27 protein-coding genes and 1 pseudogene are annotated in these 23,026 nt (G+C 69.4%); 20 read left to right on the plus strand and 8 right to left on the minus strand.

Translation table 11 applies throughout. The features are described from left to right. The first annotated feature begins 174 nt into the window (after positions 1–174). From CQ039_RS10805 to CQ039_RS10815, 3 genes are all read left to right on the plus strand, one after another. A complete protein-coding gene (locus CQ039_RS10805; RefSeq protein ID WP_105564868.1) occupies positions 175–1,353 on the plus strand; it encodes a phage portal protein in 1,179 nt (392 codons plus the stop codon). A 141-nt stretch (positions 1,354–1,494) separates the two neighbouring features. Continuing rightward, on the plus strand, positions 1,495–1,719 hold the full coding sequence (locus tag CQ039_RS10810; RefSeq protein WP_105564869.1) for a hypothetical protein: 225 nt from the start codon (positions 1,495–1,497) through the stop codon (positions 1,717–1,719). Positions 1,720–1,781: 62 nt separating this feature from the next. After that, positions 1,782–2,210 carry an HK97 family phage prohead protease gene (locus tag CQ039_RS10815; protein ID WP_105564882.1) on the plus strand — a complete coding sequence of 143 codons (429 nt, stop codon included), beginning with the start codon at positions 1,782–1,784 and terminating at the stop codon, positions 2,208–2,210. Here CQ039_RS10815 and CQ039_RS10820 read toward each other — a convergent pair. The 4 genes from CQ039_RS10820 to CQ039_RS10835 are packed head-to-tail and all read right to left on the minus strand — an operon-like array spanning position 2,192 to position 4,723. Beyond that, positions 2,192–2,668, minus strand: a complete 477-nt coding sequence (locus CQ039_RS10820) for a hypothetical protein (protein WP_105564870.1) — start codon at positions 2,666–2,668, stop codon at positions 2,192–2,194. The two genes, CQ039_RS10815 and CQ039_RS10820, sit on opposite strands and share 19 nt — an antisense overlap. A gap of 11 nt (positions 2,669–2,679) precedes the next feature. Then, the gene (locus tag CQ039_RS10825) at positions 2,680–3,315 is read right to left on the minus strand and encodes a hypothetical protein (RefSeq protein WP_105564871.1); all 636 of its coding nucleotides are present in this window, start codon (positions 3,313–3,315) and stop codon (positions 2,680–2,682) included. Further along, positions 3,312–4,046 (minus strand): hypothetical protein, encoded by a 735-nt coding sequence (locus CQ039_RS10830; protein WP_105564872.1) that lies wholly within the window; start codon positions 4,044–4,046, stop codon positions 3,312–3,314. Before CQ039_RS10830 ends, CQ039_RS10825 begins: the two co-directional genes overlap by 4 nt. Then, positions 4,043–4,723, minus strand: coding sequence for a hypothetical protein (locus CQ039_RS10835; RefSeq protein WP_105564873.1), 681 nt, complete (start codon positions 4,721–4,723; stop codon positions 4,043–4,045). Before CQ039_RS10835 ends, CQ039_RS10830 begins: the two co-directional genes overlap by 4 nt. Positions 4,724–4,815: 92 nt before the next feature. Here CQ039_RS10835 and CQ039_RS10840 point away from each other — a divergent pair, with 92 nt between their 5' ends. The 5 genes from CQ039_RS10840 (at position 4,816) to CQ039_RS10860 (ending at position 7,741) form a co-directional block, all read left to right on the plus strand. Then, the gene (locus CQ039_RS10840) at positions 4,816–6,042 is read left to right on the plus strand and encodes a phage major capsid protein (protein WP_105564874.1); all 1,227 of its coding nucleotides are present in this window, start codon (positions 4,816–4,818) and stop codon (positions 6,040–6,042) included. 171 nt (positions 6,043–6,213) lie between these two features. Beyond that, positions 6,214–6,480, plus strand: coding sequence for a head-tail connector protein (locus tag CQ039_RS10845; RefSeq protein ID WP_105564875.1), 267 nt, complete (start codon positions 6,214–6,216; stop codon positions 6,478–6,480). After that, positions 6,477–6,779 carry a head-tail adaptor protein gene (locus tag CQ039_RS10850; RefSeq protein WP_105564876.1) on the plus strand — a complete coding sequence of 101 codons (303 nt, stop codon included), beginning with the start codon at positions 6,477–6,479 and terminating at the stop codon, positions 6,777–6,779. The genes CQ039_RS10845 and CQ039_RS10850 overlap by 4 nt, the downstream gene beginning before the upstream one ends. Continuing rightward, the gene (locus CQ039_RS10855; protein WP_105564877.1) at positions 6,776–7,183 is read left to right on the plus strand and encodes a DUF3168 domain-containing protein; all 408 of its coding nucleotides are present in this window, start codon (positions 6,776–6,778) and stop codon (positions 7,181–7,183) included. Before CQ039_RS10850 ends, CQ039_RS10855 begins: the two co-directional genes overlap by 4 nt. 147 nt (positions 7,184–7,330) lie before the next feature. Then, entirely contained in the window at positions 7,331–7,741 is a 411-nt protein-coding gene (locus tag CQ039_RS10860; RefSeq protein WP_105564878.1) for a phage major tail protein, TP901-1 family, read from the plus strand. Here CQ039_RS10860 and CQ039_RS10865 read toward each other — a convergent pair. Continuing rightward, positions 7,738–7,992 carry a hypothetical protein gene (locus CQ039_RS10865; RefSeq protein WP_105564879.1) on the minus strand — a complete coding sequence of 85 codons (255 nt, stop codon included), beginning with the start codon at positions 7,990–7,992 and terminating at the stop codon, positions 7,738–7,740. The two genes, CQ039_RS10860 and CQ039_RS10865, sit on opposite strands and share 4 nt — an antisense overlap. A 33-nt stretch (positions 7,993–8,025) precedes the next feature. Between CQ039_RS10865 and CQ039_RS10870 the strand changes: the two genes are divergently transcribed. The 3 genes and pseudogenes from CQ039_RS10870 to CQ039_RS10880 all read left to right on the plus strand — a co-directional run bounded on the left by CQ039_RS10870 (position 8,026) and on the right by CQ039_RS10880 (position 9,087). After that, a complete protein-coding gene (locus tag CQ039_RS10870) occupies positions 8,026–8,322 on the plus strand; it encodes a GTA-gp10 family protein (RefSeq protein ID WP_105564880.1) in 297 nt (98 codons plus the stop codon). Further along, entirely contained in the window at positions 8,322–8,498 is a 177-nt protein-coding gene (locus CQ039_RS10875; protein WP_105564881.1) for a phage tail assembly chaperone, read from the plus strand. The genes CQ039_RS10870 and CQ039_RS10875 overlap by 1 nt, the downstream gene beginning before the upstream one ends. A gap of 140 nt (positions 8,499–8,638) precedes the next feature. Further along, positions 8,639–9,087 (plus strand): annotated as a pseudogene (locus CQ039_RS10880) (phage tail tape measure protein). Positions 9,088–9,181: 94 nt separating this feature from the next. On the opposite strand, the gene CQ039_RS10885 reads toward CQ039_RS10880, so the two are convergent. Beyond that, positions 9,182–9,883: a DUF805 domain-containing protein gene (locus tag CQ039_RS10885; RefSeq protein ID WP_146112382.1), complete on the minus strand. Its 702-nt coding sequence runs from the start codon at positions 9,881–9,883 to the stop codon at positions 9,182–9,184. A gap of 163 nt (positions 9,884–10,046) precedes the next feature. Here CQ039_RS10885 and CQ039_RS10890 point away from each other — a divergent pair, with 163 nt between their 5' ends. The 8 genes from CQ039_RS10890 (at position 10,047) to CQ039_RS10925 (ending at position 20,039) form a co-directional block, all read left to right on the plus strand. Beyond that, positions 10,047–10,658: a DUF2460 domain-containing protein gene (locus CQ039_RS10890; protein ID WP_105565009.1), complete on the plus strand. Its 612-nt coding sequence runs from the start codon at positions 10,047–10,049 to the stop codon at positions 10,656–10,658. 2 nt (positions 10,659–10,660) lie between these two features. Then, positions 10,661–11,314, plus strand: coding sequence for a DUF2163 domain-containing protein (locus CQ039_RS10895; protein WP_105565008.1), 654 nt, complete (start codon positions 10,661–10,663; stop codon positions 11,312–11,314). Further along, positions 11,311–11,748 carry an NlpC/P60 family protein gene (locus CQ039_RS10900; RefSeq protein WP_105565007.1) on the plus strand — a complete coding sequence of 146 codons (438 nt, stop codon included), beginning with the start codon at positions 11,311–11,313 and terminating at the stop codon, positions 11,746–11,748. Before CQ039_RS10895 ends, CQ039_RS10900 begins: the two co-directional genes overlap by 4 nt. After that, positions 11,749–15,447 (plus strand): glycoside hydrolase/phage tail family protein, encoded by a 3,699-nt coding sequence (locus CQ039_RS10905; RefSeq protein ID WP_105568023.1) that lies wholly within the window; start codon positions 11,749–11,751, stop codon positions 15,445–15,447. 222 nt (positions 15,448–15,669) lie between these two features. Continuing rightward, on the plus strand, positions 15,670–16,575 hold the full coding sequence (locus CQ039_RS10910; protein ID WP_105563957.1) for a DnaJ C-terminal domain-containing protein: 906 nt from the start codon (positions 15,670–15,672) through the stop codon (positions 16,573–16,575). 37 nt (positions 16,576–16,612) lie between these two features. Beyond that, complete coding sequence (locus CQ039_RS10915; protein WP_105563956.1) at positions 16,613–17,773, plus strand: phosphoserine transaminase; 1,161 nt, start codon at positions 16,613–16,615, stop codon at positions 17,771–17,773. 78 nt (positions 17,774–17,851) lie between these two features. Continuing rightward, positions 17,852–19,147: an adenylosuccinate synthase gene (locus tag CQ039_RS10920; protein ID WP_105563955.1), complete on the plus strand. Its 1,296-nt coding sequence runs from the start codon at positions 17,852–17,854 to the stop codon at positions 19,145–19,147. An 85-nt stretch (positions 19,148–19,232) separates the two neighbouring features. After that, positions 19,233–20,039 (plus strand): response regulator, encoded by an 807-nt coding sequence (locus tag CQ039_RS10925; RefSeq protein WP_105563954.1) that lies wholly within the window; start codon positions 19,233–19,235, stop codon positions 20,037–20,039. A 44-nt stretch (positions 20,040–20,083) separates the two neighbouring features. Here CQ039_RS10925 and rpoH read toward each other — a convergent pair whose 3' ends face one another. Both rpoH and CQ039_RS10935 read right to left on the minus strand, forming a co-directional pair. Beyond that, a complete protein-coding gene (rpoH, locus tag CQ039_RS10930; protein ID WP_105563953.1) occupies positions 20,084–20,968 on the minus strand; it encodes an RNA polymerase sigma factor RpoH in 885 nt (294 codons plus the stop codon). Positions 20,969–21,194: 226 nt separating this feature from the next. After that, positions 21,195–22,196 carry an RluA family pseudouridine synthase gene (locus CQ039_RS10935; RefSeq protein WP_105563952.1) on the minus strand — a complete coding sequence of 334 codons (1,002 nt, stop codon included), beginning with the start codon at positions 22,194–22,196 and terminating at the stop codon, positions 21,195–21,197. A gap of 79 nt (positions 22,197–22,275) precedes the next feature. Between CQ039_RS10935 and CQ039_RS10940 the strand changes: the two genes are divergently transcribed. After that, on the plus strand, positions 22,276–22,914 hold the full coding sequence (locus CQ039_RS10940; protein ID WP_105563951.1) for a DUF2799 domain-containing protein: 639 nt from the start codon (positions 22,276–22,278) through the stop codon (positions 22,912–22,914). Positions 22,915–23,026 lie beyond the last annotated feature (112 nt).

A 23,026-nucleotide genomic window follows, 5' to 3' on the forward strand; every position in this document is an offset into this window, starting at 1 on the left:
AGGCGACGTGACGGAGGGGGCGGCTCGACGGGAGACGTTTGCGTCGCCCCCTCCACCGCTACGCGGTCCCCCTCCCCATGGAATGGGGAGGAAAGGCGCGGCGCTTGATCCGCCTGGCCGCCCCCACCCGGTCGCTGCGCGACCACCCTCCCCATGAAGGGGAGGGAGAAATACATGGAGAACCACATGGATTGGCGACGACCGTTTGGTCGGCGGCGCATGGCTGCGCCTGAGACCAAGGACAGCCGGGTGGGGCCGTTGATCGCCTTGACCGGGGCGGGCCGGGCGCGGTGGACGCCGCGGGACTATGCGCATCTGGCCGAGGAGGGGTTTGCGAAGAACGCCGTGGCCTATCGCTGCGTGCGGATGATCGCGGAGGCGGCGGCCTCGACGCCCTTAATGGTCATGGTCGGCGGGGTGCGGACGACCGAGCATCCCCTGGCGCGGCTGCTGGCCAAGCCCAATCCCGAGCAGTCGGGCGGGGAGTTGATGGAGGCGCTCTACGGCGCCTTGCAGACGGCGGGCAACGCCTATGTCGAGGCGTCGGGCGACGCCGATGGCGACGGTGTTCCTGATGAGTTGTGGGCGCTGCGGCCCGACCGGGTGAAGGTGGTTCCGGGCCGCGCGGGGTGGCCCGAGGCTTACGAATATGCGGTCGGCGGTCAGGCCGTGCGGATCGGCCGGCATGGGGACGGCTGGTCGCCGGTCATGCATCTGAAGCTGTTTCATCCGACGGATGATCACTACGGCTTTTCACCGCTGGAGGCGGCGGCCTTCGCCATCGACGTGCACAATGCGTCGGGGGCCTGGAACAAGGCGCTGCTGGACAATGCGGCCAGGCCGTCGGGCGCGCTGGTTTACGGCGCCAAGGACGGCGAGCGGCTGACGGGTGAGCAGTTCGAGGCGCTGAAGGCCGAGCTGGGCGAGGCCCATGCGGGGGCGAGGAACGCCGGGCGGCCGCTGCTGCTGGAAGGCGGGCTGGACTGGAAGCCGATGAGCCTGACGCCGCACGACATGGACTTCATCGCCGGCAAGCACGCGGCGGCGCGGGAGATCGCCCTGGCGTTCGGCGTGCCGCCGCAGTTGCTGGGGATTCCCGGCGACGCGACCTACGCCAACTATCGCGAAGCCAACGCCGCCTTCTGGCGCGGGACGGTGATCCCGCTGGTGCGGAAGGCGGCGGGGGCGATGACGGGCTGGCTGGGCGGGCGGTTTGCGGACTGCCGGATCGAGCCGGATCTGGATGCGGTTCCGGCCCTGCAGGTCGAGCGGGATGCTTTGTGGGCAAGGCTGAATGCGGCGAGCTTCCTGACGGATGAGGAGCGGCGTCGGATGGCGGGCGTGGGGGCGTAGCCTTTCCTCCCTATCGCGCAGCGATGGGGAGGTGGCGCGCCGCGTCAGCGGCGTGACGGAGGGGGCGTCTCGACGGGAGAGGGCGGTGTCGCCCCCTCCACCGCTACGCGGTCCCCCTCCCCATGAAATGGGGAGGAAAGAATGTCGGATTTGAAGAAGGTCCCGGTCGCCCTGATCGCGGCCCTGCTGGTGCAGACCATCGGCGGCCTGGTCTGGGCCGGCGGCGCGGCGGCGCGGATCGCGACGCTGGAGCAGAGGGTCGGCGAGCAGAGGCTGGTCGCCGAGCGGCTGGCGCGGGTGGAGGCCCAGGGCGAGGCGGTGCGGGCGACGGTGGATCGCATCGAGCGGCGGCTGGAGGAGAAGTGATGGCGTCTGATCTATCGAAGCGCCCCCACCCGGCCGCGCCTGACGGCTCGGCCTCCCTCCCCATGCAGGGGAGGGAGAAGGGTGTGGTCGTCATCGAAGGCTACGCCTCGCTGTGGGGCGCAGCCGACCTGAACGGGGATGTCGTGGCGCGCGGGGCCTTTGCCGACAGTCTGGCGAAGACCGGCGCGGGCGGGGTGCGGATGCTGCACCAACACGAGAGCCGGGCGGTGGTCGGGGTCTGGGACGAGATGGTCGAGGACGAGCGCGGCTTGCGGGTGCGCGGGCGCATCCACGACTGGTCGGGCGAGGCGCGCTACGCCCAGGCCTTGACGCGGGCGGGGGCGCTGGACGGGCTGTCGATCGGCTTTCGCGCGGCGAAGGCGCGGCGGGATGGGCGCTTAAGGGTGCTGAGCGCGGTGGAGCTGTGGGAGGTGTCGCTGGTGACGTTTCCGATGCTGCCGGGCGCGCGGTTTCAGTTGTCGCGGCCATAGTGGGCGCGGCCTTCCCGGCGGAGGTCCTCGAGGGTCTGGCCATCGGGCGGGGTGATGTAGGCCGTGGCGGGCGCCGCGTCGTTGGCGCATCGGGCCGTGACCTCTTCTGCATTGCGGAGGAGGTTGAAACCGCCTTGGTTGTTGCGGCGCAGCTTCCAGCGACGAGCGCCGAGATCGCGGCGGAAATCGTTGTGCAGAACGGCGAGGACTGTCAGCCGTCCACGGCGAAGGTCGCCGGAATAAATGCGGCGAACATCCAGATCGACGATCCAGGGCCAACTGATGATGATGCAGTCGTCGCAGTGGCCCATCACGGTCGGTGTTTGCGAAACGATGCGGGCCGAGACTTCGGCGTCGTAGCAGTCCGCATCTTGAGCCAAGGCGTTGGTCGCGCTCAACACGGCGGCCGCGGCGAGGGTCGCCAGGAAGACAAGCCGTTGGGTGGTGCTGCTGAGCATCGGGGTCGAACTCATGACCGCAGCGCCGGGAAGGGGCGGCGGCCGGTGGGTTTGGCCTCGGCGACATAGTGGTCGTGCATCTGACGCAGCCAATGCCACAGAGTCATGAGCAAGGCCGCTGTCAGCACCAGGCCATAGGCGGGCCAGTAGTCGAGAGGCAGGGTCAGGCCGGTCCAACGGGTCAGGAGGCCGTGAGGGTCGCGCAGGAAGGCCAGGGCCATCAGGGCGACCGAGATCAGAAGGCCGAGAGCCGTGATGAGGGGCTCAAGCAGGCGCGGGAGCGGGGCGCCGAAATGGGCGATGGCGGCCTGAAGCGCGTCGGGAAGGGTAGCGACGGGCGTCTTTGCGGCGATGCCGAGCGCGTCGCTGACGGTGGCGGCGTCGGCTTCTTCGGACATCTGCATGCGCTGCAGCGGCGACAGAGCGCGACGACGGGCCTTCTTGGCTGGCTGGGTCAGCAGACCGACGAGGAAGGGCAGCGCCGCGCCCCCCAACACCACGATGGCGGCCAGGGCTGCGATAAGGCCAGAGTCGGTCTCTACATGTTTGCTCACCGCGAGGGCGGTGATGGGGAGGAAGGGTATGCACAGCCAGGCCAACTTGAGCTTCCAGGAGCGTTCGACGGCGTCCAGCCAGGAACGGGTCATGCCGGGGGCGCTTTCGGCAGCCGGGTCAGGACGCCGCTGATGACCAGGGCGATGAAGATGAAGCCGAAGGGCAGGCGCAGCCAGTTGAGGCCGAAATGGTCGCGGAGGACGGGCGTGAGCACCGACAGGATGATGATGAGGCCGAAGATTCCGTAACCGACGCCAGTCGCCAGCTTGACGCGCGGCGGCAGGTTCAGGGCGGCGGTGATGTCGGAGCCTGGCGAGGTGTCGGCGGGCGGACGGCCGGGGCCGAGGAGGGCGCCGTTGGGGCCGAAACCGAAGCCGTCGGGCGGCGGCGTTTGCAGTTCGAGCAGCGGGCTGGCCGGGAGGGTCTTGGCCGGCTCGAACAGAACGGATTCGCCGGCTTCGTCGATCAGGAAGACCTCCTCGAAGGGGACGGTCGCAAAGTCGACGGCGCGGGTGTCCTGATCATAGCTGAAGCCGTGCAGGGCGATGAGGCGGCCCTGACGCAGTTCGACCTGAAAGGCGACGGGATCGGAAAGGCCGTCGATCACCGCGTGGACCGTGCCGAACAGGCCGGTTGCGTCGGCGTCGGGCGCGGGACGACCGCGATCCACGATCAACTCGGTCAGCAGGCCGCCGCCCGTGTTGCGGCGCAGGCCCGGCAGGCTCGCCTCGACCTGACCGGCGAGGTCGGGGGCGGCGTCGCGCAACTCCCAGGCCAGGGCGTCTAGGACGGCGCGTTCGAGCGGGGTGAAGATCGGAGTCATGGCTCCATGCTTTCCAAGACCTTGGCATAGGCTGGATCAGGTGCTGTCGCGATTGGGCGAATGACTGGGGGGGCGGTGAAGCCTGTTTCTGTGCTTTCGAACGAGACGGCGGCCCAGTCGAGGCCGTGGGTGTTCTGGCCGCCGGTGAAAAACTCCATCAAATCCACCACCTGAGCATCGTCGGTCCAGAAGCGGCAGCCGACCGGGGCCGTGACGCCAGCGACCTCAAACCAGGCGATAATCGAATCGGCGCCGACAAGAGGATGGGGCCTTCCTGACTGGATCGCCGTGATGCAGCCGTTCCCGGTGTTGAAGCGCGACGTCACCTCAGCGGAGGTCAAAAAGGCGTGCAGCGCCGTCGTGGACTGGGGTGACTGACGGCGAAACTCTTCAAGCGCGGCGAGTTCGAGAGGGGTGAATCCGGGACCCTGGATCGGCTGCAAGGCGAGCTTTTGAATCCATTCGCGATAGGTCTTGAAGGCTTTGAAGAGGCCTATTCCAAAACCGCCGAGGACCATGACGGCGAGGTAGAGGCTAAGGCCCCAAATGTAGAAGGCCGTGTCGGCGAAGCGCGCCATGGCGACGTATCCGGCCAGAAGCAGGACCATTCCAACGCCGGCGAGAAGATAGTTTCGGTAGCGCGTCTTCCAAGCGGGTTTGCGATCAAACTTGTCCATCGGGACGCCCAATTCTCTGTCGTCCGCCGAAAGCAGTTCGGGACTTTGTTCCGACCGTAGCCGCAACCAGCGGTATCTCAACTGGAGACTTCATGAAAGAGACCAAGACCGCATCGGGCACGCCCGAGGCGCGCGCCGCCATGCATGAGATGATGGCGGCGTTCGAGGCGTTCAAAGGGGCCAATGACGCCCGGCTGGACGAGATCGAGAAGAAGGCCTCGGCCGACGTGCTGCTGGAGGAGAAGGTGGCGCGCATCGATCAGGCGGTGGCGGGGGCGCAGGCGCGTCTGGATCGCGCGCTGAGCGAGAGCCGTCGTCCGATGTTGGGCCTTGAGGCGCCCGCCGTCGTGGCGGCGCCGGAGGCCAAGGCGGCCTGGGACGGCTATATGAAGTCGGGCGCCTCGCATGGCCTGGAGCTGAAGGCGGGGCTGTCGTCGGCGTCGAACTCGGCGGGCTATGTCGTGCCGCCGGAGACGGAGCGGGCCATCGAGCGTCGCCTGATGGCGGGCAGCCCGATGCGCGAGATCGCCACGGTGCGCACGGTCGGTTCGGGCGTGTTCCGCAAGCCGGTGTCGACGGCGGGGGTGACGGCGGGCTGGGTGGCCGAGACGGCGGCGCGGCCGGAGACGGACCCGGCGACGCTGGCGCTGCTGGAGTTCGCCTCGGCTGATCTCTACGCCTGTCCGGCGGCGACGCAGAGCCTACTGGACGACGCCCTGATCGACCTGGACGAATGGCTGGCGGCCGAGGTCGAGGACGCCTTTGCGGCGCAGGAGACGGCGGCCTTCGTCAACGGCGACGGGGTGAACAAGCCCAAGGGCTTCCTGGCCTATGCGACGGCGACGGAAGGCACCCAGACCTGGGGCCAGATCGGCACGGTGGCCTCGGGTGCGGCGGGCGCCTTCGCCAGCGCCAGCCCGGTCGATAAGCTGATCGACCTGATCTATGCGCCCAAGGCCCAGTATCGACCGAACGGGCGCTTTGTGATGAACCGCCGCACGGTCTCGTTGGTGCGCAAGTTCAAGGACGCGGACGGCAACTATGTCTGGTCGCCGGCGACGCGGCCGGGCGAGACGGCCAGCTTGCTGGGCTATCCGGTCACCGAGATCGAGACCATGCCGGACGTGGCGGCCAACAGCCTGTCGATCGCGTTCGGCGACTTCTCGCGGGGCTATCTGATCGTGGATCGCGCGGGGGTGCGGGTGCTGCGCGATCCCTATTCGGCCAAGCCCTATGTGCTGTTCTACACGACCAAGCGCGTCGGCGGCGGGGTGCAGAATTTCGACGCGATCAAGCTGATGAAGTTCGCGGCGAGCTGATGATTTTCCTCCCTGTCGCGGAGCGATGGGGAGGTGGCGCGTCGCGATAGCGACGTGACGGAGGGGGCGGCTCGACGGGCGACGGCGGCGTCGCCCCCTCCACCACTTCGTGGTCCCCCTCCCCATTCCATGGGGAGGAAAGGGGCGGCGTCCGAACATTGGAGATTTCACATGACCGCACCCGTGAGCCTCACGGAGGCGAAGCTGTTCCTGCGCGTCGAGCATGAGGCGGAGGACGGGCTGATCCAGACCCTGATCGACGCGGCGAGGGCGCGGGTGGAGGGGGAGGTGGGGCTGACGCTGACCTCGACCTCGGCGGCGCCGCTGCGGCTGGCGGTGCTGATGCTGGTGCTGCGGGCCTATGAGCGCGGCGAGGGCGAGATGTCGGCGGCGCCGGTCGAGGGGTGGATTGCGCCCTATCGCGTGGTGCGGCTGTGAAGATTGTCGCGAGCCTGGTGCGGGCGGTGGAGGCGGAGACGCCCTATGGCGGGCGGGTGGTCAGCTATGAGCCGGTGGGGTCGTTGTGGCTGAGCCTGGGGGCGCGGCGTCGGCGTGAGCGGACGGAGGGCGGCGTGACGCGGGGCGTGGAGACACTGAGCGCAAGCGTGAGGGCCGATCCGCGGCTGGAGGAGGGGCTGGTGGTGCGGTTCGGCGGGGCCGACTGGGGCGTGGTCGGGATCGAGGCTGATCCCAAGGCGGCCGGGCGGGCAAGGCTGAACCTGGAGCGGGCGCGATGAGGGATCATGAGGGGGCGCTGGTCAAGGCGCTGATCGCGTGGTTGAGGGGCGACGGGGCCTTGCAGGCGCTGCTGGGCGATCCGGTGCGGGTCTGGGACCAGCCGCCGGAGGGGGCGGCCTTTCCGCATCTGCTGATCGGCAAGGGCGAGAGCCGGGGGCTGAACGCGGACGGCGGCGGGGTCGAGCATAGGCTGACCTTGACCTGCGCCAGTCGTTTCGCCGGCATGGAGGAGGCGCGGGCGGTGGCGGCGGCGGTGCGGGCGCGGGTCGCGGATGCGTTGCTGGAGGCCGACGGGGTGAAGGCGGTCAGCCTGGGCGTGACCTTTACCGATGTGTTCCGCAGCGCGGACCTGAAGCGAGCCTGGGCGGTGATGCGGCTGCGGGCCGTGACGGAAGAGATCTGAGAATTGATCCTCCCCTGCGAAGCGGGGGAGGGGGACCATGCGCAGCATGGTGGAGGGGGCGGAAGCGGGCAGTGCGTGGGGTTCGCCCCCTCCACCGCTACGCGGTCCCCCTCCCCCGTCGCTGCGCGCCAAGGGAGGATTGAAGGCATGACGGCGCAACGCGGCAAGGACATCTTGCTGAAGATCGAGGGCGCGGCGGGCGTCTTTACGACGGTGGCGGGCCTGCGGGCGCGGACGATTTCGCTGAACGCCAAGACGGTGGACGCCACCGACGGCGACAGCGCTGGGCGGTGGCGGGAACTGCTGGCGGGGGCCGGGGTGAAGTCGGCGGCGGTGTCGGGGCAGGGGATATTCCGCGATGCGGCGTCCGACGCCCTGATCCGCGAGGCCTTCTTTGAGCAGGCGGCGAAGCGGTGGCGGCTGATCGTGCCGGACTTCGGCGTGCTGGAGGGAGCCTTCATCGTGGCGGCGCTGGAATACGCCGGCGAGCACGAGGGCGAGGCGAGCTTTGCGCTGAGCCTGGCGAGCGCGGGCGAAGTGACGTTCGGCGCACTCTAGAAGCGTCGGAGGGTGGTCCAGTCGACTTTGACGAACCACATTTCGGTGTCGCTTCGGCAGGGTGGATCAACGAGGCCAAAGCCAAGTTCGCCCTCAACCTCGAAGTCCTCTGGCTCGAGAATAACAACGCGATCGCCGACTTTCGCACCGACTGAATCAGCGATGGGTTCGAAGCGCTGGCCATCGAGCCACAGACCCCATGCCTGATCGCTGTCCGATAGCGCGTTGAAGTCGGTCTGAAGTTTCAACATGGCGCGAGGCTATCGCGTCGGATCGGAAGTGCAATGGTTTCAGCGAACGGCGCGCGAGGCGAGGCGACGGCGGTGCTGGCGGGGGCGGAGCGGAGGCTGTGTCTGACGCTGGGGGCCTTGGCTGAAATCGAGACGGGGCTGGGCGTGGCCGGGATGGCGGCGCTGGCCGAGCGGATGAAGGCGCTGTCGGCGCGGGATCTGATGGTGGTGCTGGCGGCTCTGCTGCGCGGCGGGGGCGAGGGCGCGCTGGCGGACGGGCTGGCGAGCGCCTTCGTTGATCCGCGTGAGGCGGCCGAGGCGGTGGCGAAGGCGTTTGCGGCGGCCGCGTGATGATGCCCTGGAGCGAGATGATGCAGGCGGCGGCGCGGATGGGCGTGGCGCCGGAGGGCTTCTGGCGGCTGTCGCTGAAGGAATGGCGGATGCTGACGGCGGGGCCGGTTCAGGCGGCGCCGCTGGGGCGCGGCGAGCTGGAGCGGATGAGGGAGATGTGGCCGGATGAGGCGTGACCTCTCCCTCCCCTTCATGGGGGGTGGGGGCGGCGAGGCAAGTCAGGCGCTGCACCCCAGGATCGCCTGGCCCTCCCCACCCGGTCTCCGCTGCGCGTCGACCACCCTCCCCATGAAGGGGAGGGAGAAAGGATGATGGAATGACGGACAGTTTCAGGCCGGACGGGATCGACGCCGTGCCGCTGAAGGCGGCGGAGGCGGCCGCGGCGCTCGAGGCGCTGCGGGAGCCGGCGGAGCGGGCGGCGGCCTCGATCGAAGAGGCCTTCGGGCGGGCGGGGGAAAGCCTGACGCGGTCGCTGACGCGGGCGGCGGCGGGTTGTCGGACGCGCTCTCGGCGGTGATGAACAGCTTCGGCGGGGCGCGAGCCGAGGGCGGGCCGGTGCTGGGCGGCGGGGCCTATCTGGTCGGCGAGCGCGGGCCGGAGGTGTTTCGACCGGCGGGCGCGGGCAGCATCGAGGCGCCGGGCGGCGGGGCGGGTGTGACGGTCAATGTCAGCGTGGACGGCGGGGCGCAGGGCCTGCTGCGGTCCGAGGCGCAGATCGCGCGGATGCTGGCGCGGGCGACGGCGCTGGGCGCGCGAAGAATGTAGCGGCGCAGGGTGCATGAGGCTTAAGCAGCGAAGCGCCGCGCGCTGAGCGATAGCCTCCAAAGAAAAGGGGCGCTCCGAAGAGCGCCCCTTGAACCTACTCGCCCTTGGGATTGGGGCCGTACTTGTTGTCGCCGCGCTGGCTGTCGCCAATGCCGAGCCAGAGCCAGAAGCCGAGGCTGACCAGAGCGGCCAGGAACATGAGGCCGAAGGCGGCGCCGCCGGTGGCGATCAGGGTTTCGGGGTCCATCGACTGCATGGCGTTGGGGTTGGTGATGACCGCCAGACCGAAGGCGGCGACCATCATGCCCATGGCGCCGTACCAGATGGCCCAGGGGATAACGACAAGCCAGCCCGGCTTGCCCATGTCGTGGAAGCGCTTGAAGCCGATCGCCAGGTGAGGAACCAGAAGGATCAGGCCGAGGAAGAAGCTGGCCGCGGGGAAGAAGCTGGAGACGATGCCCAGCACCAGAAGAATGGCCCAACTGATCCAGAAATGCTGGCGGCGCAGACGGCCCTTGAACGAGAGCATGGCGCTCTTGATGTCGTAGCCGCCGCCAGTGTCGCGAGCGACGTAGGAGGAGGCGGCGGCCTGGCCGAAGGCGGCGGCGGGATCGACCGCCAGAACGGTGACCAGGGTCGCCTCGACGCCTTCAGCTGCGAAATCGACGCGCGCGCCGGGGCGGATGACGCCGCCGGCCTGAATCGCCGAACGGGCGAAGCCGTAACGGATGCTGTCGTCGCCGCTGATCAGGCCGGTGCCCGAGACGTCGTCATAGCTGAGAATTTCACCGCGCACGCGCATGTCTCCTGAGTTCTGAACGGCCCCCGGCCGCTTTCACGCGAGCATGACCGAGCGTTGGTTTCCAGACAACCCGAAGCGTGACCTTGGGGGCAGGATTTCTGCGAACAAATCGCAGCTTGTCCCGGAATGGCGCAGTTCAAGACACAAGCGAGGACCAATGGCCTTTCACGAGGTGCGTCTGCCGGCGCGGCTGGCGTTCGGATCTACCGGCGGGGTCGAGCGGCGGACGCAGATCACGACCCTGGCGTCCGGGTTCGAGCGGCGCTCGACGCCCTGGGCGGAGGGGCGACGGCGCTATCTGATCGGGGCGGGGTTGCGGTCGTTGGACGACATGGCGGCGCTGACGGCCTTTTTCGAGGCGCGACGCGGGCGGCTGTACGGGTTCCGGTTCCGCGATTTCGCCGATTTCAAGAGCTGCGCGCCGGGCGAGGCGGTCGCGGCGACGGATCAGAGGATCGGGACGGGCGACGGGACGCGGCGCAGCTTCGGGCTGTGCAAGGCCTATGGCGACCATGAGCGGCGGATCAGGAAGCCGGTCGAGGGCTCGGTGCGGGTGGCGGTGGGGGGCGTGGAGACGGCGGGGTTCATGGTCGATGCAGCGACGGGGGCGGTGACGCTGACGTCGGCGCCGGCCGCTGGCGCGGTGGTGACGGCAGGGTTCGTGTTCGACACGCCGGTGCGGTTCGACGCCGACCGGATCGAGGTGACGCTGGAGAGTTTCGGCGCCGGGCGGATGGTCGCCATGCCGCTGATCGAGGTGCGGGTCTAGCCATGCGTGACATACCGGATGACCTGGCCCCCCGCATCGAGAGCGGGGCGGCGATGCTGTGCCATGCCTGGATGCTGAGGCGGACGGACGGCGAGGTGATGGGGTTCACCGATCATGATCGGGACCTGAGCGTCGAGGGCGTGGCCTGTCGCGCGGGCAGCGGCTGGACGGCGGGCGTCGGGGAGGGCGCGGTCGGGCTGATGGCGGGAGGCTTGTCGGCGTCCGGCGGGCTGGACGATGCGGCGCTCACCGAGGCCGACATCGCGGCGGGTCTCTATGACCGGGCGCGGGTCGAGCTGTGGCGCGTGGACTGGGCGCGGCCGGAGTTGAGGGTGCGGCTGTGGGTCGGGGCGCTGGCGCGCATCCGGCGTGAGAACGGGGCCTTTGTCGCGGATCTGGATGGGCCGATGGCGGTGCTGGAGCGGGTGGTCGGGCGGACCTATGGGCGGAGCTGCGACGCGGTGCTGGGGGATGGGCGCTGTGGCTTGAGCGTCGAGGCGGTCGCCGGGCGGGGTTGCGACAAGCGCTGGACGACGTGTTCGGGGAAGTTCGGCAACGGGGTCAACTTCCAGGGCTTTCCCGACATTCCGGGCGACGACTTCATCGCTGCGCGGCCGACGACGGCGGGGCGGCACGACGGCGGGAGCCGACGATGAGGGCGGATGTGGTGGCCGCCGCGCGCGGCTGGCTGGGGACGCCTTATCGGCATCAGGCCAGCGTGAAGGGCGAGGGCGCGGACTGTCTGGGTCTGGTGCGCGGGGTGTGGCGCGAGGTGGCGGGCGAGGAGCCGGAGGCGCCGCCGCCCTACCGGCCCGACTGGGCCGAGGTCGGGGGCGAGGAGACGCTGCTGCACGCGGCGCGGCGCTGGCTGGTCGAGATCAGGCCCGAGGCGGCGCGGCCCGGCGACGTGCTGCTGTTCCGCATGAGCGCGGGCTGTCCGGCCAAGCACTGCGCCATCCTGTCGGACGACGGCGGGCCGGAGCCGAAGATGATCCACGCCTACTGGGGACGGTCGGTGGTGGAGAGCTGGATGGGGCCGTGGTGGCGCAGAAGACTGGTCGCGGCGTTCCGCTGGCCACAGGAGATGTGAATGGCGCAGGTCGTTCTGAGCAATCTGGGCCAGCATTTCGGCGGGCCGATCGGGCAGTTCATCGGCGCGACCGTGGGGCGGGCGGTCGATGAGCGGGTGATCGCCAGCCTGTCGCCCGCGCGCCAAAAGGGACCGAGGCTGGAGGCGCTGAGCCTGCAGTCGTCGGCGGACGGGGCGCCGATGGCCTGCGTGTTTGGGCGGGCGCGGGTGGCGGGACAGGTGATCTGGGCCGCGCGGTTTCTGGAGAAGCGCCATGAACGGTCGGGCGGCAAGGGCGGGCAGAGGACGGTCGAGTATGCCTATTCGCTGAGCTTCGCCGTGGCCCTGGGCGAGGGGCCGATCGACGGGGTAGGACGGGTCTGGGCCGACGGCCAGCCGCTGGATCTGACGGGCGTGACGATGCGGGTGCATCGCGGGACGCAGACGCAGACGCCCGATCCGCTGATCGAGGCGGTCGAGGGGGAAGCGCCGGCTTATCGGGGCACGGCCTATGCGGTGTTCGAGGACCTGCCGCTGGGGCCGTTCGGCAATCGCGCGCCGCAGCTGGCGTTCGAGGTGTTCCGTCGCGCGCCGGGCGAGGGGCGACTGGAGGATCTGCTGGAAGGGGTGTGTCTGATCCCCGGCGCGGGGGAGTTCTGCCTGGCGACCGAGGCGGTGATGCGTCGCGAGGGGCTGACGCGGGCCAGGGCCGAGAATGTGAACCACGCCGAGGGGCAGGCGGACCTGCTGGTCTCGCTGGACCAGTTGCTGGTCCAGGCGCCGAATCTGAAGCGGGTCAGTCTGATCGTCGGCTGGTTTGGCGACCACGTGCGCGCGGGTCAGTGCCGCATCCGACCGGGGGTGGAGAACCGCACCAAGACGACCGAGCCGATGACCTGGAAGGTCGCGGGTCTGCAGCGCGGCGAGGCGCATCTGATTTCCAGGGTCGATGGCGGGGCGGGCCGCGAGGGGCCGGCCTATGGCGGGACGCCGTCGGACGAGAGCGTGCGTCAGGCGATCCGGGCGCTCAAGGATCGGGGGCTGGAGGTGACCCTCTATCCCTTCGTCTTCATGGACTGCGAGGGCTATCCGTGGCGCGGGCGCGTGACGGGTACTGACGGCGCAGGGGCCCCGGCTGAGGTCGCGGCCATGTTCGGCACAGCGGACGGCTGGGGTCTGAGGCGGCTGGCGCTGCACTATGCAGGCATTGCCGCCGAGGAGGGCGCGGACGGGCTGCTGATCGGCTCGGAGATGCGAGGGCTGACCTGGATGCGGGATGCCGGCGGGGGTTTTCCGGCGGTGGCGCAGTTTCGGACCCTGGCGGCGGAATGCCGGGCGGTGGTCGGGGCGGGGGTGAAGCTGAGCTATGCCGCTGACTGGTCGGAGTATTTCGGGCGGCAGGCGGACGGGGAGGTGCGGTTTCATCTGGACCCTTTGTGGGCCGACGCCAACATCGATTACGTCGGCATCGACTGGTATCCGCCGCTGGGCGACTGGCGGGCCGGGGATGGCGGCCTGGACGCGGAGGCGGGGTTCGAGGGGGCGTCATCGGCGGCCTATCTGGCCGCGCAGGTCACGGGCGGCGAGGGCTTCGACTGGTATTACGCCAGCGAGGCCGATCGGGCGGCGCAGGCGCGGACGCCGATCGTCGACACCGCGCACGGCGAGGACTGGATGTTCCGCCCCAAGGACCTGAAGAACTGGTGGTCGAACCCGCACCACGACCGGGTCGCGGGCGTGAAGAGCGGGACGCCGACGGCCTGGGTTCCCATGATGAAGCCGATCCGGCTGACGGAATTCGGCTGTGCGGCGGTGGACCGGGGCGGCAATGCGCCGAACCTGTTCCAGGACCCCAAGAGCACGGAGAACGCCCTGCCGCCCTTTTCGACGGGCGCGCGGGATGACCGGATGCAGCGGCGGGCGCTGGAGGCGGTGCTGAAGCACTATGCGGCGCCGGCGAACAATCCGGTGTCACTGGTCTATGGCGGGCGGATGCTGGAGGGGGCGGACGCCTGGTGCTGGGACGCGCGGCCCTATCCGGCCTTTCCGGCGCGGGCGGAGGTCTGGGCCGACGCAGCGGCCTGGCGCGCTGGGCACTGGCTGAACGGGCGGTTGGGCGGCGAGGCCGTGGACATGATCGCCGCCGTGCTGAGGCGCGGGGGGCTGGATGAGGACGACTTTGTCGTGGGGGCGCTGGAGGGCGAGGCGGCGGGCTATGTGATCGACCGACCGATGCGGACGCGCGACGCGCTGGAGCCGCTGCTGGCGGCCTTCGGCGCCACGGCGGCGGAGCGCGGCGGGCGGGTGGCGGTGCAGGGCGACGAGGCGGCGGTGCTGACGCTGACGGCGGATGCGCTGGCGCTGCCGGACGACGGGGCCAGCGTGTCGGCGGAACGATCGCTGGAGGCGCGGCCCGAGGCGGCGCGGGTGCGCTTTATCGACGAGGCGGCGAACTATCAGACTGGATCGGCGACCGTGCAGGCGGAGCAGGGTGGCGACGGCGGCGGGCTGGATGCGGACTTGCCGGTGGTGTGTGACGCCCAACTGGCGGCGACCGTGGCGCGGCGGATGCTGGCGGCGGGCGAGGCGGCTGAGCGGCTGACCGTGCGGCTGGGGCCGCTGGAGGCGCTGAAGCTGGAACCCGACGACCTGGTGGCGGTCGAGGGACAGGCGGGCGATTGGCGCGCGGCGAGGCTGGACTGGGACGAAGAGCCGACGGCGACGCTGGAGCCGGTGGTGCGGATCGCGCCGGGCGAGGCGAGGCCGGACTGGCGGCCCGGCGAGCCGCCGACGGTCATGGGGGCGCCCTTCCTGCGGTTGCTGGACCTGCCGCTCTTGCCGGGCATGGAGGACGACGGGCGGCCTGTGGCGGTGGTGGCCGCCGAGCCGTGGCGGCCGATGACGGTGCATGGCGGGCAGGATGCGGCGACGCTGACGCCGCGGGCGACCGTGACGCAGCCGGCCACGGTCGGAGTGCTGATGACGCCGCTGACGCGCGGCGTGCTGGGGCGCTGGGACGAGGCCAATGCGATCATGGTGCGGATCGAAGGGGCGGGGCCGCAGAGCCTGTCGGCGGGGGCGGTTCTCGGCGGCGGGAATGCATTGGCGGTGGAGACAACGGCGGGCTGGGAGGTGGTGCAGTTCAGGCGGGCGGAACTGGTCGGGGACGAGGTCTGGCGCCTGACGGGGCTGTTGCGCGGGCAGCAGGGGACCGAGGCGGAGGCGGTTGCGGGGGCTGCAACCGGGGCTCTGGTCGTGATGCTGGATCGAGGCCTGCCGCGCGTGGAGATGAGCGCGGGCGAGCGCGGTCTGCCGCGTCTGTGGCGGGCGGGACCGGCGGGGGCGCCGCCGGGCGGGACGGGCTTTGCGCAGGCGGATTTCACCTGGGAAGGGCGGTCAGCGCGGCCCTGGCGACCGGCGCATCTGCGGGCGGTGGTCGAGGGCGGCGGGCGGCGGCTGTCATGGACGCCGCGCGTTCGGGTGAACGGCGAGGGCTGGGAGGCCGAGCCGGTCGAGGTCGATCCGCGCCGGTTCCGGGTGCGGGTGCTGGACGGGGCGGTCGAGAAGCGCGTCTGGGAGGTGGCGGGACTTGAGACGGTCTATCCGGCGGCGCAGAGGGCGGCGGACTGGCCGGGCGGGAGCGGCGAAAGCGCGCGGGTGGCAGTGGCGCAGTGGGGCGAAGGCTATGGCTGGGGCGCGGAGGCGGTGGTCGGGCTTTAGCTTTCCTCCCTGTCGCGCAGCGATGGGGAGGTGGCGCGGCGGCGAAGCCGACGTGACGGAGGGGGCGTCTCAACGGCAGACGTTTGCGTCGCCCCCTCCACCACTTCGTGGTCCCCCTCCCCATGGAATGGGGAGGAAAGGGGTGGATCGCCCCTTCCAGCGGGGGGGCGCATGGCTTAACTGACGCTCTGGTTCTTTTACTGATGTTGGAGCGAACTCGACGTGGCTGGCGATCCCTATAAGGAACTGGGCGTAGCCAAGGGCGCGAGCGCGGACGAGATCAAGAAGGCGTTCCGCAAGCTCGCCAAGGAGCTGCACCCGGACAAGAACCCCGGCGACAAGGTGTCGGAGGAGCGGTTCAAGCGCATCACGGCGGCATTCGACCTGCTGGGCGACGCCGAGAAGCGCGCCAAGTATGATCGCGGCGAGATCGACGCCGACGGACGCGAGCAGTTCCGCGCGCCGCCGGGCGGCGGCGGGCGTTCGGGCGGCTTTGGCGGGTTCGGCGGCTCGGGCGGTCGCGGCGGGTTCGAGGACATCGACCTGGAGGAACTGTTCGGCGCCTTCGGCGGCGGCGGGCGCACGGCGGGACGCGGCGGCTTTGGCGGCGGCAAGGGCCAGGACGTGCGGGCCACGCTGGACATCAGTCTGGAAGACTCCATCGCGGGGACGACGCGCCGCATCCAGTTCTCGGACGGGCGGATGCTGGACGTGGTCATTCCCAAGGGCGCGTCCGAGGGCCAGGTGATCCGACTGAAAGGGCAGGGCGCGCCGGGGCGTGGCGGTCAGGCGGGCGACGCCCTGATCGAACTGAAGATCGCCCCGCACCCGGTGTTCAAGCGCGACGGCGCGGACCTGACGATGGACCTGGCGGTTTCGGTTCCCGATGCGGTGCTGGGCGGCAAGATCCAGGTGCCGACGCCCGAGGGCGCGGTGATGATGACCATTCCCAAGGGCTCGAACAGCGGCAAGATCCTGCGGCTCAAGGGACGCGGCGCCTATGCCGGCGGCAAGCGCGGCGACCTGCTGGCCAAGCTGGCGGTGACCCTGCCGGAGACGCCGGATGACGAGCTGATCCGGTTCGCCACTGAATGGCGCGACAAGCGGCCCTATACGCCCGGACGCTGAGCCGACTCTCTATCCTTCTCCCCGAGGAACGACGCTGATGATCGCCAAGCCTGACGCAAAGCCTGCTCGCCCGTGGTTCTCCGCCGGTCCGACGGCCAAGCGTCCGGGCTGGTCGTTGGCGGGGTTGCCGACCAACCTGCTGGGACGCGGCATTCGCGCGCCGGAGGTGGTGGAGCGTTTCGCCTATGGCTTGCGGCTGACGCGCGAGGTGCTGGCGCCGCCCGAGGACTATGTGCTGCTCTATACGCCGGGGTCGGACACGGGCGCGGTCGAGGCGGCGCTGTGGGGAATGCTGGGCGAGCGGCCGGTGCAGGTCGTGGCCTATGAAAACTTCGGTCAGGTCTGGGCGACCGACGTGCGCGACCACCTGAAGCTGGAACCGGAGGTGCTGACGGCGCCCTGGGGCGAGCTGCCGGACATGAGCCAGGTCGATCCGAACAAGGATGTGGTGTTTCCGTGGAACGGCACGACCTCGGGCGTGCGCGTGGATAACGTCGACTGGATCGCCGACGACCGCGAGGGGCTGACCATCTGCGACGCGACCTCGGCGGCGTTCGCCATGGACCTGCCGTGGGACAAGCTGGACGTCACCACCTTCAGCTTCCAGAAGGCGCTGGGCGGCGAGGCGGGCATCGGCGTCATGGTGCTGTCGCCGCGCGCGGTGGCGCGGCTGGATGCTTATCGGCCCGAGCGGTCGATCCCCAAGGTGCTGCGCCTGACCGACAAGAAGGGCTTTGACCGGACCCTGGCGGACGGGGTGGTGATCAACACCTTTTCGATCCTGACCATTGAGGACTGGATCGACGCCCTGGAGTGGGCCAGGGACGTGGGTGGGCTGCCCGAACTGATCCGCCGCACGGACCAGAACTATGCGGCCCTGGCGGAATGGGTGGAGCGGACCGACTGGATCGCCTTCCTGCCCGACCGACCCGAAGTGCGCTCGACCACCTCGGTCTGCCTGAAGTTCACGGATGCGCGCATCGCGGCGATGGATGAGGCGGGGCAGAAAGCTTTCGTGAAGCGGTTCAAGGCCTTGCTGGAAGACGAGGGCGCTGTGTTCGACATGGAGCCGCATCGCTATGCGCCGCCGGGCCTGCGTCTGTGGTGCGGCTGCACCGTCGAGACGGCGGACGTGGTGGACGCCACGCCGTGGCTGGAATGGGCCTTCCAGACAGCGGTGGCCGAGCTGGCCGGATAATTCTGCGTCCTTGGGGGGACTCCTGACGATTCAGGGGTTATAGGCTCCCACCGCATTCTGGATTGCGGAGAAACGATCTTGGCGAACGTCGCGGTAGTCGGCGCCCAATGGGGCGACGAGGGCAAGGGCAAGATTGTCGACTGGTTGTCGAACCGGGCCGACATGGTCGTGCGGTTCCAGGGCGGCCATAACGCCGGGCATACGCTGGTCGTCGACGGCAAGGTTTACAAGCTGGCGCTGCTGCCCTCGGGCGTGGTGCAGGGCAAGCCTTCGATCATCGGCAACGGCGTGGTCGTGGACCCTTGGCATCTGGTCGGCGAGATCGAGAAGATCGTCGCCCAGGGCGTGGCCATCAGCCCCGACATCCTGACCATCGCCGACAACGCCTGCCTGATCCTGCCGATCCATCCGGCCCTGGACGTGGCGCGCGAAGCCGCCGCCAGCGCGCCGGGCGCCAAGATCGGCACGACCGGTCGCGGCATCGGCCCGGCCTATGAGGACAAGGTGGGCCGGCGCGCCATCCGCGTCTGCGATCTGGCCAACGAAGACGACCTGAAGATCAAGATCGACCGTCTGCGCTCGCACCACGATCCCTTACGCGCCGGTCTGGGGCTGGAGCCGATCGACCCGGCGGCCCTGCTGGCGCAACTGCTGGAGATCGCGCCGAAGATCCTGCCCTATGTGAAGCCCGCCTGGCGCGTGCTGGATCAGGCGCAGAAGGACGGCAAGCGCGTGCTGTTCGAGGGGGCGCAGGGCGCCTTCCTGGACGTGGATCACGGCACCTATCCCTATGTGACGTCGTCCAACACCGTGGCCGGCCAGGCTGCGGCGGGTTCGGGCATTGGCCCGCGCGGCGTCGGCTATGTGCTGGGCATCGTGAAGGCCTATACGACGCGCGTCGGTGAAGGCCCGTTCGCCTGTGAACTGAACGACGAGGTCGGCGAGCATCTGGCGGTCGTGGGCCGCGAGGTCGGCGTCAATACGGGCCGGGCGCGTCGCTGCGGCTGGTTCGACGCGGTTCTGGTGCGCCAGTCGGTGGCCATCAACGGCATCGACGGCATCGCCCTGACCAAGCTGGACGTTCTGGACGGTCTGAAGACGCTGAAGATCTGCGTCGGCTATCGCATCAATGGCGAGGTGCTGGACTACCTGCCGTCGAGCCTGAAGGATCAGGCCTCGGCCGAGCCGGTGTTCGAGGAGCTGGAAGGCTGGAACGAGAGCACCGCCGGGGTGCGCACCTTCAAGGACCTGAACGCCCATGCGCTGAAGTATGTGCGTCGGATCGAGGAACTGATCGGCGCGCCGGTGGCCCTGCTGTCGACCAGCCCCGAGCGGGACGACACCATTCTGATGCGCGATCCCTTCCAGGGTTGAGGCGGTCGAGGCGCGGCGTCCCGATTAGGGAAACCGCGCCTTAACCCCCTGAGTTTACCTTCTCAGCTCCAGATGGAGCCGAGCCGTGTTCGCCTTAGACGCCAAGACAATGCAGAAGATCGCTCCGGTCGTGCGCCGGGTGCTGATCGTCGATCCCAATCCTGCCGCTGCGCGCCTCTTGTCCGACCTGCTGAAGGGCTTTGGGTCGCGTGATGTCGCGGTCGAGGGTGATGAGGCGCGGGTGATTGATCTGGCGCGCGAGATGGAGCCGGGTCTGATCCTGACCGAGCGGACCGGGCCGAAGCTGGACGGCGAGGGTCTGGCGCGACGCATCCGCCGGTCGAGCCTGTCGTGCCGCCGCGTGCCGATCATCATGGTCACCGCCGAGGCCACCGCCAGCAGCATCAAGGGCGCGCGGGATTCCGGCGTGCACGAGTTTCTGAGGAAGCCCTTCACCAGCGGCGACCTGTTCCGTCGGGTCGAGAACCTGGCGACCAAGCCGCGCGACTGGGTCGAGGCCGTGGGCTACATCGGGCCGGATCGGCGCCGCTTCAACTCCGACGACTACGCCGGGCCGGGCAAGCGCAAGGCAGACAAGCCGGCGTCGGCGGCGGAAGCCGTGGTGGCGGTCAAGGACCAGGCCATGCGGATTCTGAACTCGGCCCTGACCCAGTTCGACACCGATCCCATGCAGGCGGTGCGCGCCATCAAGCAGCAGGCCGAGACGCTGAAGGCCCTGGCCATCAAGACCGGCGACGCCTCGCTGGCTATTGCAGCGGCCGGTCTGGAGACCAACCTGGCGGCGGGTGCGCCGACCAAGGCGACGCTGGCTGGGCCGGTGGGGGCTGTGCTGGCCCTGGCCTCGCCCGAGAGCCTGTCTCGGGCGGGCTAAGGCTCATCTTTTTTGCGCTACCGCCTTCGGCTGCTTGAGCGCGCTCAGGCGTCGACTAGGTTCCGCTCTTCAGCGGCGGCGCGCATGGCTTTTTGCAGTTTCTCGAAGGCGCGGACCTCGATCTGACGGACGCGCTCGCGCGAGACGCCATACTGGCTGGCGAGCTCTTCCAGGGTGACCGGGTCGTCCTTGAGGCGACGCTCCGTGAGGATGTGCTTCTCGCGGTCGGTCAGTTCCTGCATGGCTTCTTCGAGCAGGCTCATGCGGATGGACTTCTCCTCGGAGTCGGCCAGAGCCGTTTCCTGGGACACCGCATCGTCGTCGGCCAGCCAGTCCTGCCACTCGCTTTCGCCGTCGGCGCGCAGGGGCGCGTTCAGCGAGGCGTCGCCGCCGAGACGGCGGTTCATGTTGGTGACTTCCTCTTCCGACACGCCCAGCTTGGTGGCGATGGCGGCGAGGTGTTCGGGGTGCAGGTCGCCTTCCTCGAAGGCCGAGATCTGGCTCTTGGCCTTGCGCAGGTTGAAGAAGAGCTTCTTCTGCGCGGCGGTGGTGCCCATCTTCACGAGGGACCAGGAGCGCAGGATGTATTCCTGAATGGACGCGCGAATCCACCACATGGCGTAGGTCGCCAGGCGGAAGCCCTTGTCGGGATCGAATTTCTTGACGGCCTGCATCAGGCCGACGTTGCCCTCTGAGATCACTTCGCCGATCGGCAGGCCGTAGCCGCGATACCCCATGGCGATCTTGGCCACGAGACGAAGGTGAGAGGTGACGAGGCGGTGGGCCGCTTCGGGGTCCTGGTGCTCGCTCCAACGCTTGGCGAGCATGAACTCCTCGTCCTTGGTGAGCATCGGAAACTTACGGATTTCCGTGAGATAGCGCGACAGTCCCTGTTCAGGCGACATCACCGCGAGTGTCGAGTTAGCCATTAGACGTGGTCCCTCCGACCGAAAGCAAAGAGCAGGCGCCACGGCCATGACCACATGCGTGCGCCATCGCCTCACCCCTCAACCGATCAGATGGGTATGGGTTGCCGCCTTGTGTAGGGGCGGATCGTCACACGAAGGCGTGACTGTGGCTCCCAAGCCACCCGTGTCGGGTGAAGGCTTATTAGCACAGTGTGTGTTGCTGATCAAATCGAGCGGTGGGAGGGCGTCACAGTTCGGCGAGAAGCTCTTCGAGTCGGCGCATGTCCTCGGGCGGGGCGGTCTCGAAGCGCAGGGCTTCGCCGGTCACCGGGTGAACGAAGCCGAGGACGGCGGCGTGCAGGGCCTGGCGGGTCAGGCCGACCTCGGCCACGGCGGCGCGGACCGGGATGGCGGGGCTGCCGGAGCCATAGACGGGGTCGCCGAGCAGGGGCGACCCCTTGGACGCCAGATGGACGCGGATCTGATGGGTGCGGCCGGTGTGCAAGGTGCAGGCGACGCGGGCGGCCAGGGGCGCGCCGGAGGCCTTGGCGGGCTGGCCGAAGGTCTTTTGCACCACATAGTCGGTGATGGCCTCGCGGCCGCCGCTTTTGAGCACAGCCATCTTCTTGCGGTCGCTGTTGGAGCGGCCGATCTGGGTCTGGATGCGGCCCTTTTCCGGCGAGGGCGCGCCGCGCGTCAGGGCGATATAGGTGCGCTCGATGTCGTGGGTGGCGAACAGGGCCGACAGGCCAGCGTGGGCGCGGTCGGTCTTGGCGGCGACCATGACGCCGGAGGTGTCCTTGTCCAGGCGATGGACGATGCCGGGGCGGGCGACGCCGCCGATTCCCGACAGGCTCTCGCCGCAATGGGCCAGCAGGGCGTTGACCAGGGTGCCGGTCTCGCAGCCGGGCGCGGGGTGGGCGGCCATGCCGGGGGCCTTGTCGATGACGATCAGGTCGGCGTCCTCGAACAGCACCGTCAGCGGGATGGCCTCGGGCTGGGGCGTGGCGGCGACGACCGGGGGCATGACGACGGCATAGAGGCCGGGTTGCGCCTTGGCCGAGCCGCTGGTGATCGGCTGGCCGTCGCGGCGGACGGCGCCCTCGGCCAGCAGGGCTTGCAGGCGGGCGCGCGACAGGGTGGGGAAGGCGGCGGCCAAGGCCTTGTCGAGACGGACGCCAGGCGCGTCGATGCGCGCCTCGAGAATTTCCGCGTCGTCGTCTTCCGTCAGCAAAGGTTCATCGGCCATAGGGCGAAATAGCATGGCTTGCGAGGCGAGGCTTCATCAGTCCTTGATTGCGGCTTGAAACGCCTTGGGAGAGGCTCGGATGAAGTTCTTGATCGCCGCTGCTGTCGCCGCCACGGGCGTGGTTCTGCTGTCCGGCTGCGCCACCATGAGCCAGGACCAGTGCCTGGTCGGCGACTGGGGCGGGCAGGGCTGGCGCGACGGGGCGGCGGGGCATCGGACCAGCCGTCTGGACGACCACGCCAAGGCCTGCGCCAAATATGGCGTGGCCCCGAACATGAGCGCCTATCTGTCGGCGCGCGAGGACGGCTTGCGGACCTATTGCACCTGGGAAAACGGCTTCCGGCAGGGACGGCAGGGGAACAGCTACGGCGGGGTCTGCGCCCCGGCCGAGGAGCGCGACTTCCTGCCGGCCTATCAAGACGGGCGTCGCATCTATGTGGTGGAGCAGGCGGTGTCGTCGGCGGAAAGCGCGCTGAACTCGGCTGTCAGCCGCATCGACGACCGCGAGGACAAGCTGGAGGCCAAGCAGCGCGAACTGCGCCAGGACGGGCTGACGGACGAGCAGCGCCAGCGCATTCGCGAGCGTATCCGCGAGGTGCGCGGCGAGATTCAGGATGCACGCCGTGATGCGCGGCAGGCTGAGGAGGAACTGCGCTATGCCGAGATCGAGGCGCGGGCGGTGATCGGCGCCATCGGCGGTCGGTATGGGGTGTGGTGATCAGGAGCGCCTGATCCTCCCCCGAGCAGCGTAGCGGAACGGGGGAGGGGGACCATGCGAAGCATGGTGGAGGGGGCGAGGTCAGGCGCCGCCTCGTCCTATTGAACCTTGC

This window comes from Brevundimonas sp. MYb52 (genome assembly GCF_002979535.1).
In the GTDB taxonomy this organism is placed as follows: Bacteria; Pseudomonadota; Alphaproteobacteria; order Caulobacterales; family Caulobacteraceae; genus Brevundimonas.

Bases quoted from the DNA above. Each gene is read 5' to 3' on its own strand.
- CQ039_RS10805 (WP_105564868.1), top strand. From the start codon at position 175: ATGGAGAACCACATGGATTGGCGACGACCGTTTGGTCGGCGGCGCATG.
- CQ039_RS10810 (WP_105564869.1), top strand. From the start codon at position 1,495: ATGTCGGATTTGAAGAAGGTCCCGGTCGCCCTGATCGCGGCCCTGCTG.
- CQ039_RS10815 (WP_105564882.1), top strand. From the start codon at position 1,782: ATGCAGGGGAGGGAGAAGGGTGTGGTCGTCATCGAAGGCTACGCCTCG.
- CQ039_RS10820 (WP_105564870.1), bottom strand. From the start codon at position 2,668: ATGCTCAGCAGCACCACCCAACGGCTTGTCTTCCTGGCGACCCTCGCC.
- CQ039_RS10825 (WP_105564871.1), bottom strand. From the start codon at position 3,315: ATGACCCGTTCCTGGCTGGACGCCGTCGAACGCTCCTGGAAGCTCAAG.
- CQ039_RS10830 (WP_105564872.1), bottom strand. From the start codon at position 4,046: ATGACTCCGATCTTCACCCCGCTCGAACGCGCCGTCCTAGACGCCCTG.
- CQ039_RS10835 (WP_105564873.1), bottom strand. From the start codon at position 4,723: ATGGACAAGTTTGATCGCAAACCCGCTTGGAAGACGCGCTACCGAAAC.
- CQ039_RS10840 (WP_105564874.1), top strand. From the start codon at position 4,816: ATGAAAGAGACCAAGACCGCATCGGGCACGCCCGAGGCGCGCGCCGCC.
- CQ039_RS10845 (WP_105564875.1), top strand. From the start codon at position 6,214: ATGACCGCACCCGTGAGCCTCACGGAGGCGAAGCTGTTCCTGCGCGTC.
- CQ039_RS10855 (WP_105564877.1), top strand. From the start codon at position 6,776: ATGAGGGATCATGAGGGGGCGCTGGTCAAGGCGCTGATCGCGTGGTTG.
- CQ039_RS10860 (WP_105564878.1), top strand. From the start codon at position 7,331: ATGACGGCGCAACGCGGCAAGGACATCTTGCTGAAGATCGAGGGCGCG.
- CQ039_RS10865 (WP_105564879.1), bottom strand. From the start codon at position 7,992: ATGTTGAAACTTCAGACCGACTTCAACGCGCTATCGGACAGCGATCAG.
- CQ039_RS10870 (WP_105564880.1), top strand. From the start codon at position 8,026: ATGGTTTCAGCGAACGGCGCGCGAGGCGAGGCGACGGCGGTGCTGGCG.
- CQ039_RS10875 (WP_105564881.1), top strand. From the start codon at position 8,322: ATGATGCCCTGGAGCGAGATGATGCAGGCGGCGGCGCGGATGGGCGTG.
- CQ039_RS10890 (WP_105565009.1), top strand. From the start codon at position 10,047: ATGGCCTTTCACGAGGTGCGTCTGCCGGCGCGGCTGGCGTTCGGATCT.
- CQ039_RS10895 (WP_105565008.1), top strand. From the start codon at position 10,661: ATGCGTGACATACCGGATGACCTGGCCCCCCGCATCGAGAGCGGGGCG.
- CQ039_RS10900 (WP_105565007.1), top strand. From the start codon at position 11,311: ATGAGGGCGGATGTGGTGGCCGCCGCGCGCGGCTGGCTGGGGACGCCT.
- CQ039_RS10905 (WP_105568023.1), top strand. From the start codon at position 11,749: ATGGCGCAGGTCGTTCTGAGCAATCTGGGCCAGCATTTCGGCGGGCCG.
- CQ039_RS10915 (WP_105563956.1), top strand. From the start codon at position 16,613: ATGATCGCCAAGCCTGACGCAAAGCCTGCTCGCCCGTGGTTCTCCGCC.
- rpoH (WP_105563953.1), bottom strand. From the start codon at position 20,968: ATGGCTAACTCGACACTCGCGGTGATGTCGCCTGAACAGGGACTGTCG.
- CQ039_RS10935 (WP_105563952.1), bottom strand. From the start codon at position 22,196: ATGGCCGATGAACCTTTGCTGACGGAAGACGACGACGCGGAAATTCTC.
- CQ039_RS10940 (WP_105563951.1), top strand. From the start codon at position 22,276: ATGAAGTTCTTGATCGCCGCTGCTGTCGCCGCCACGGGCGTGGTTCTG.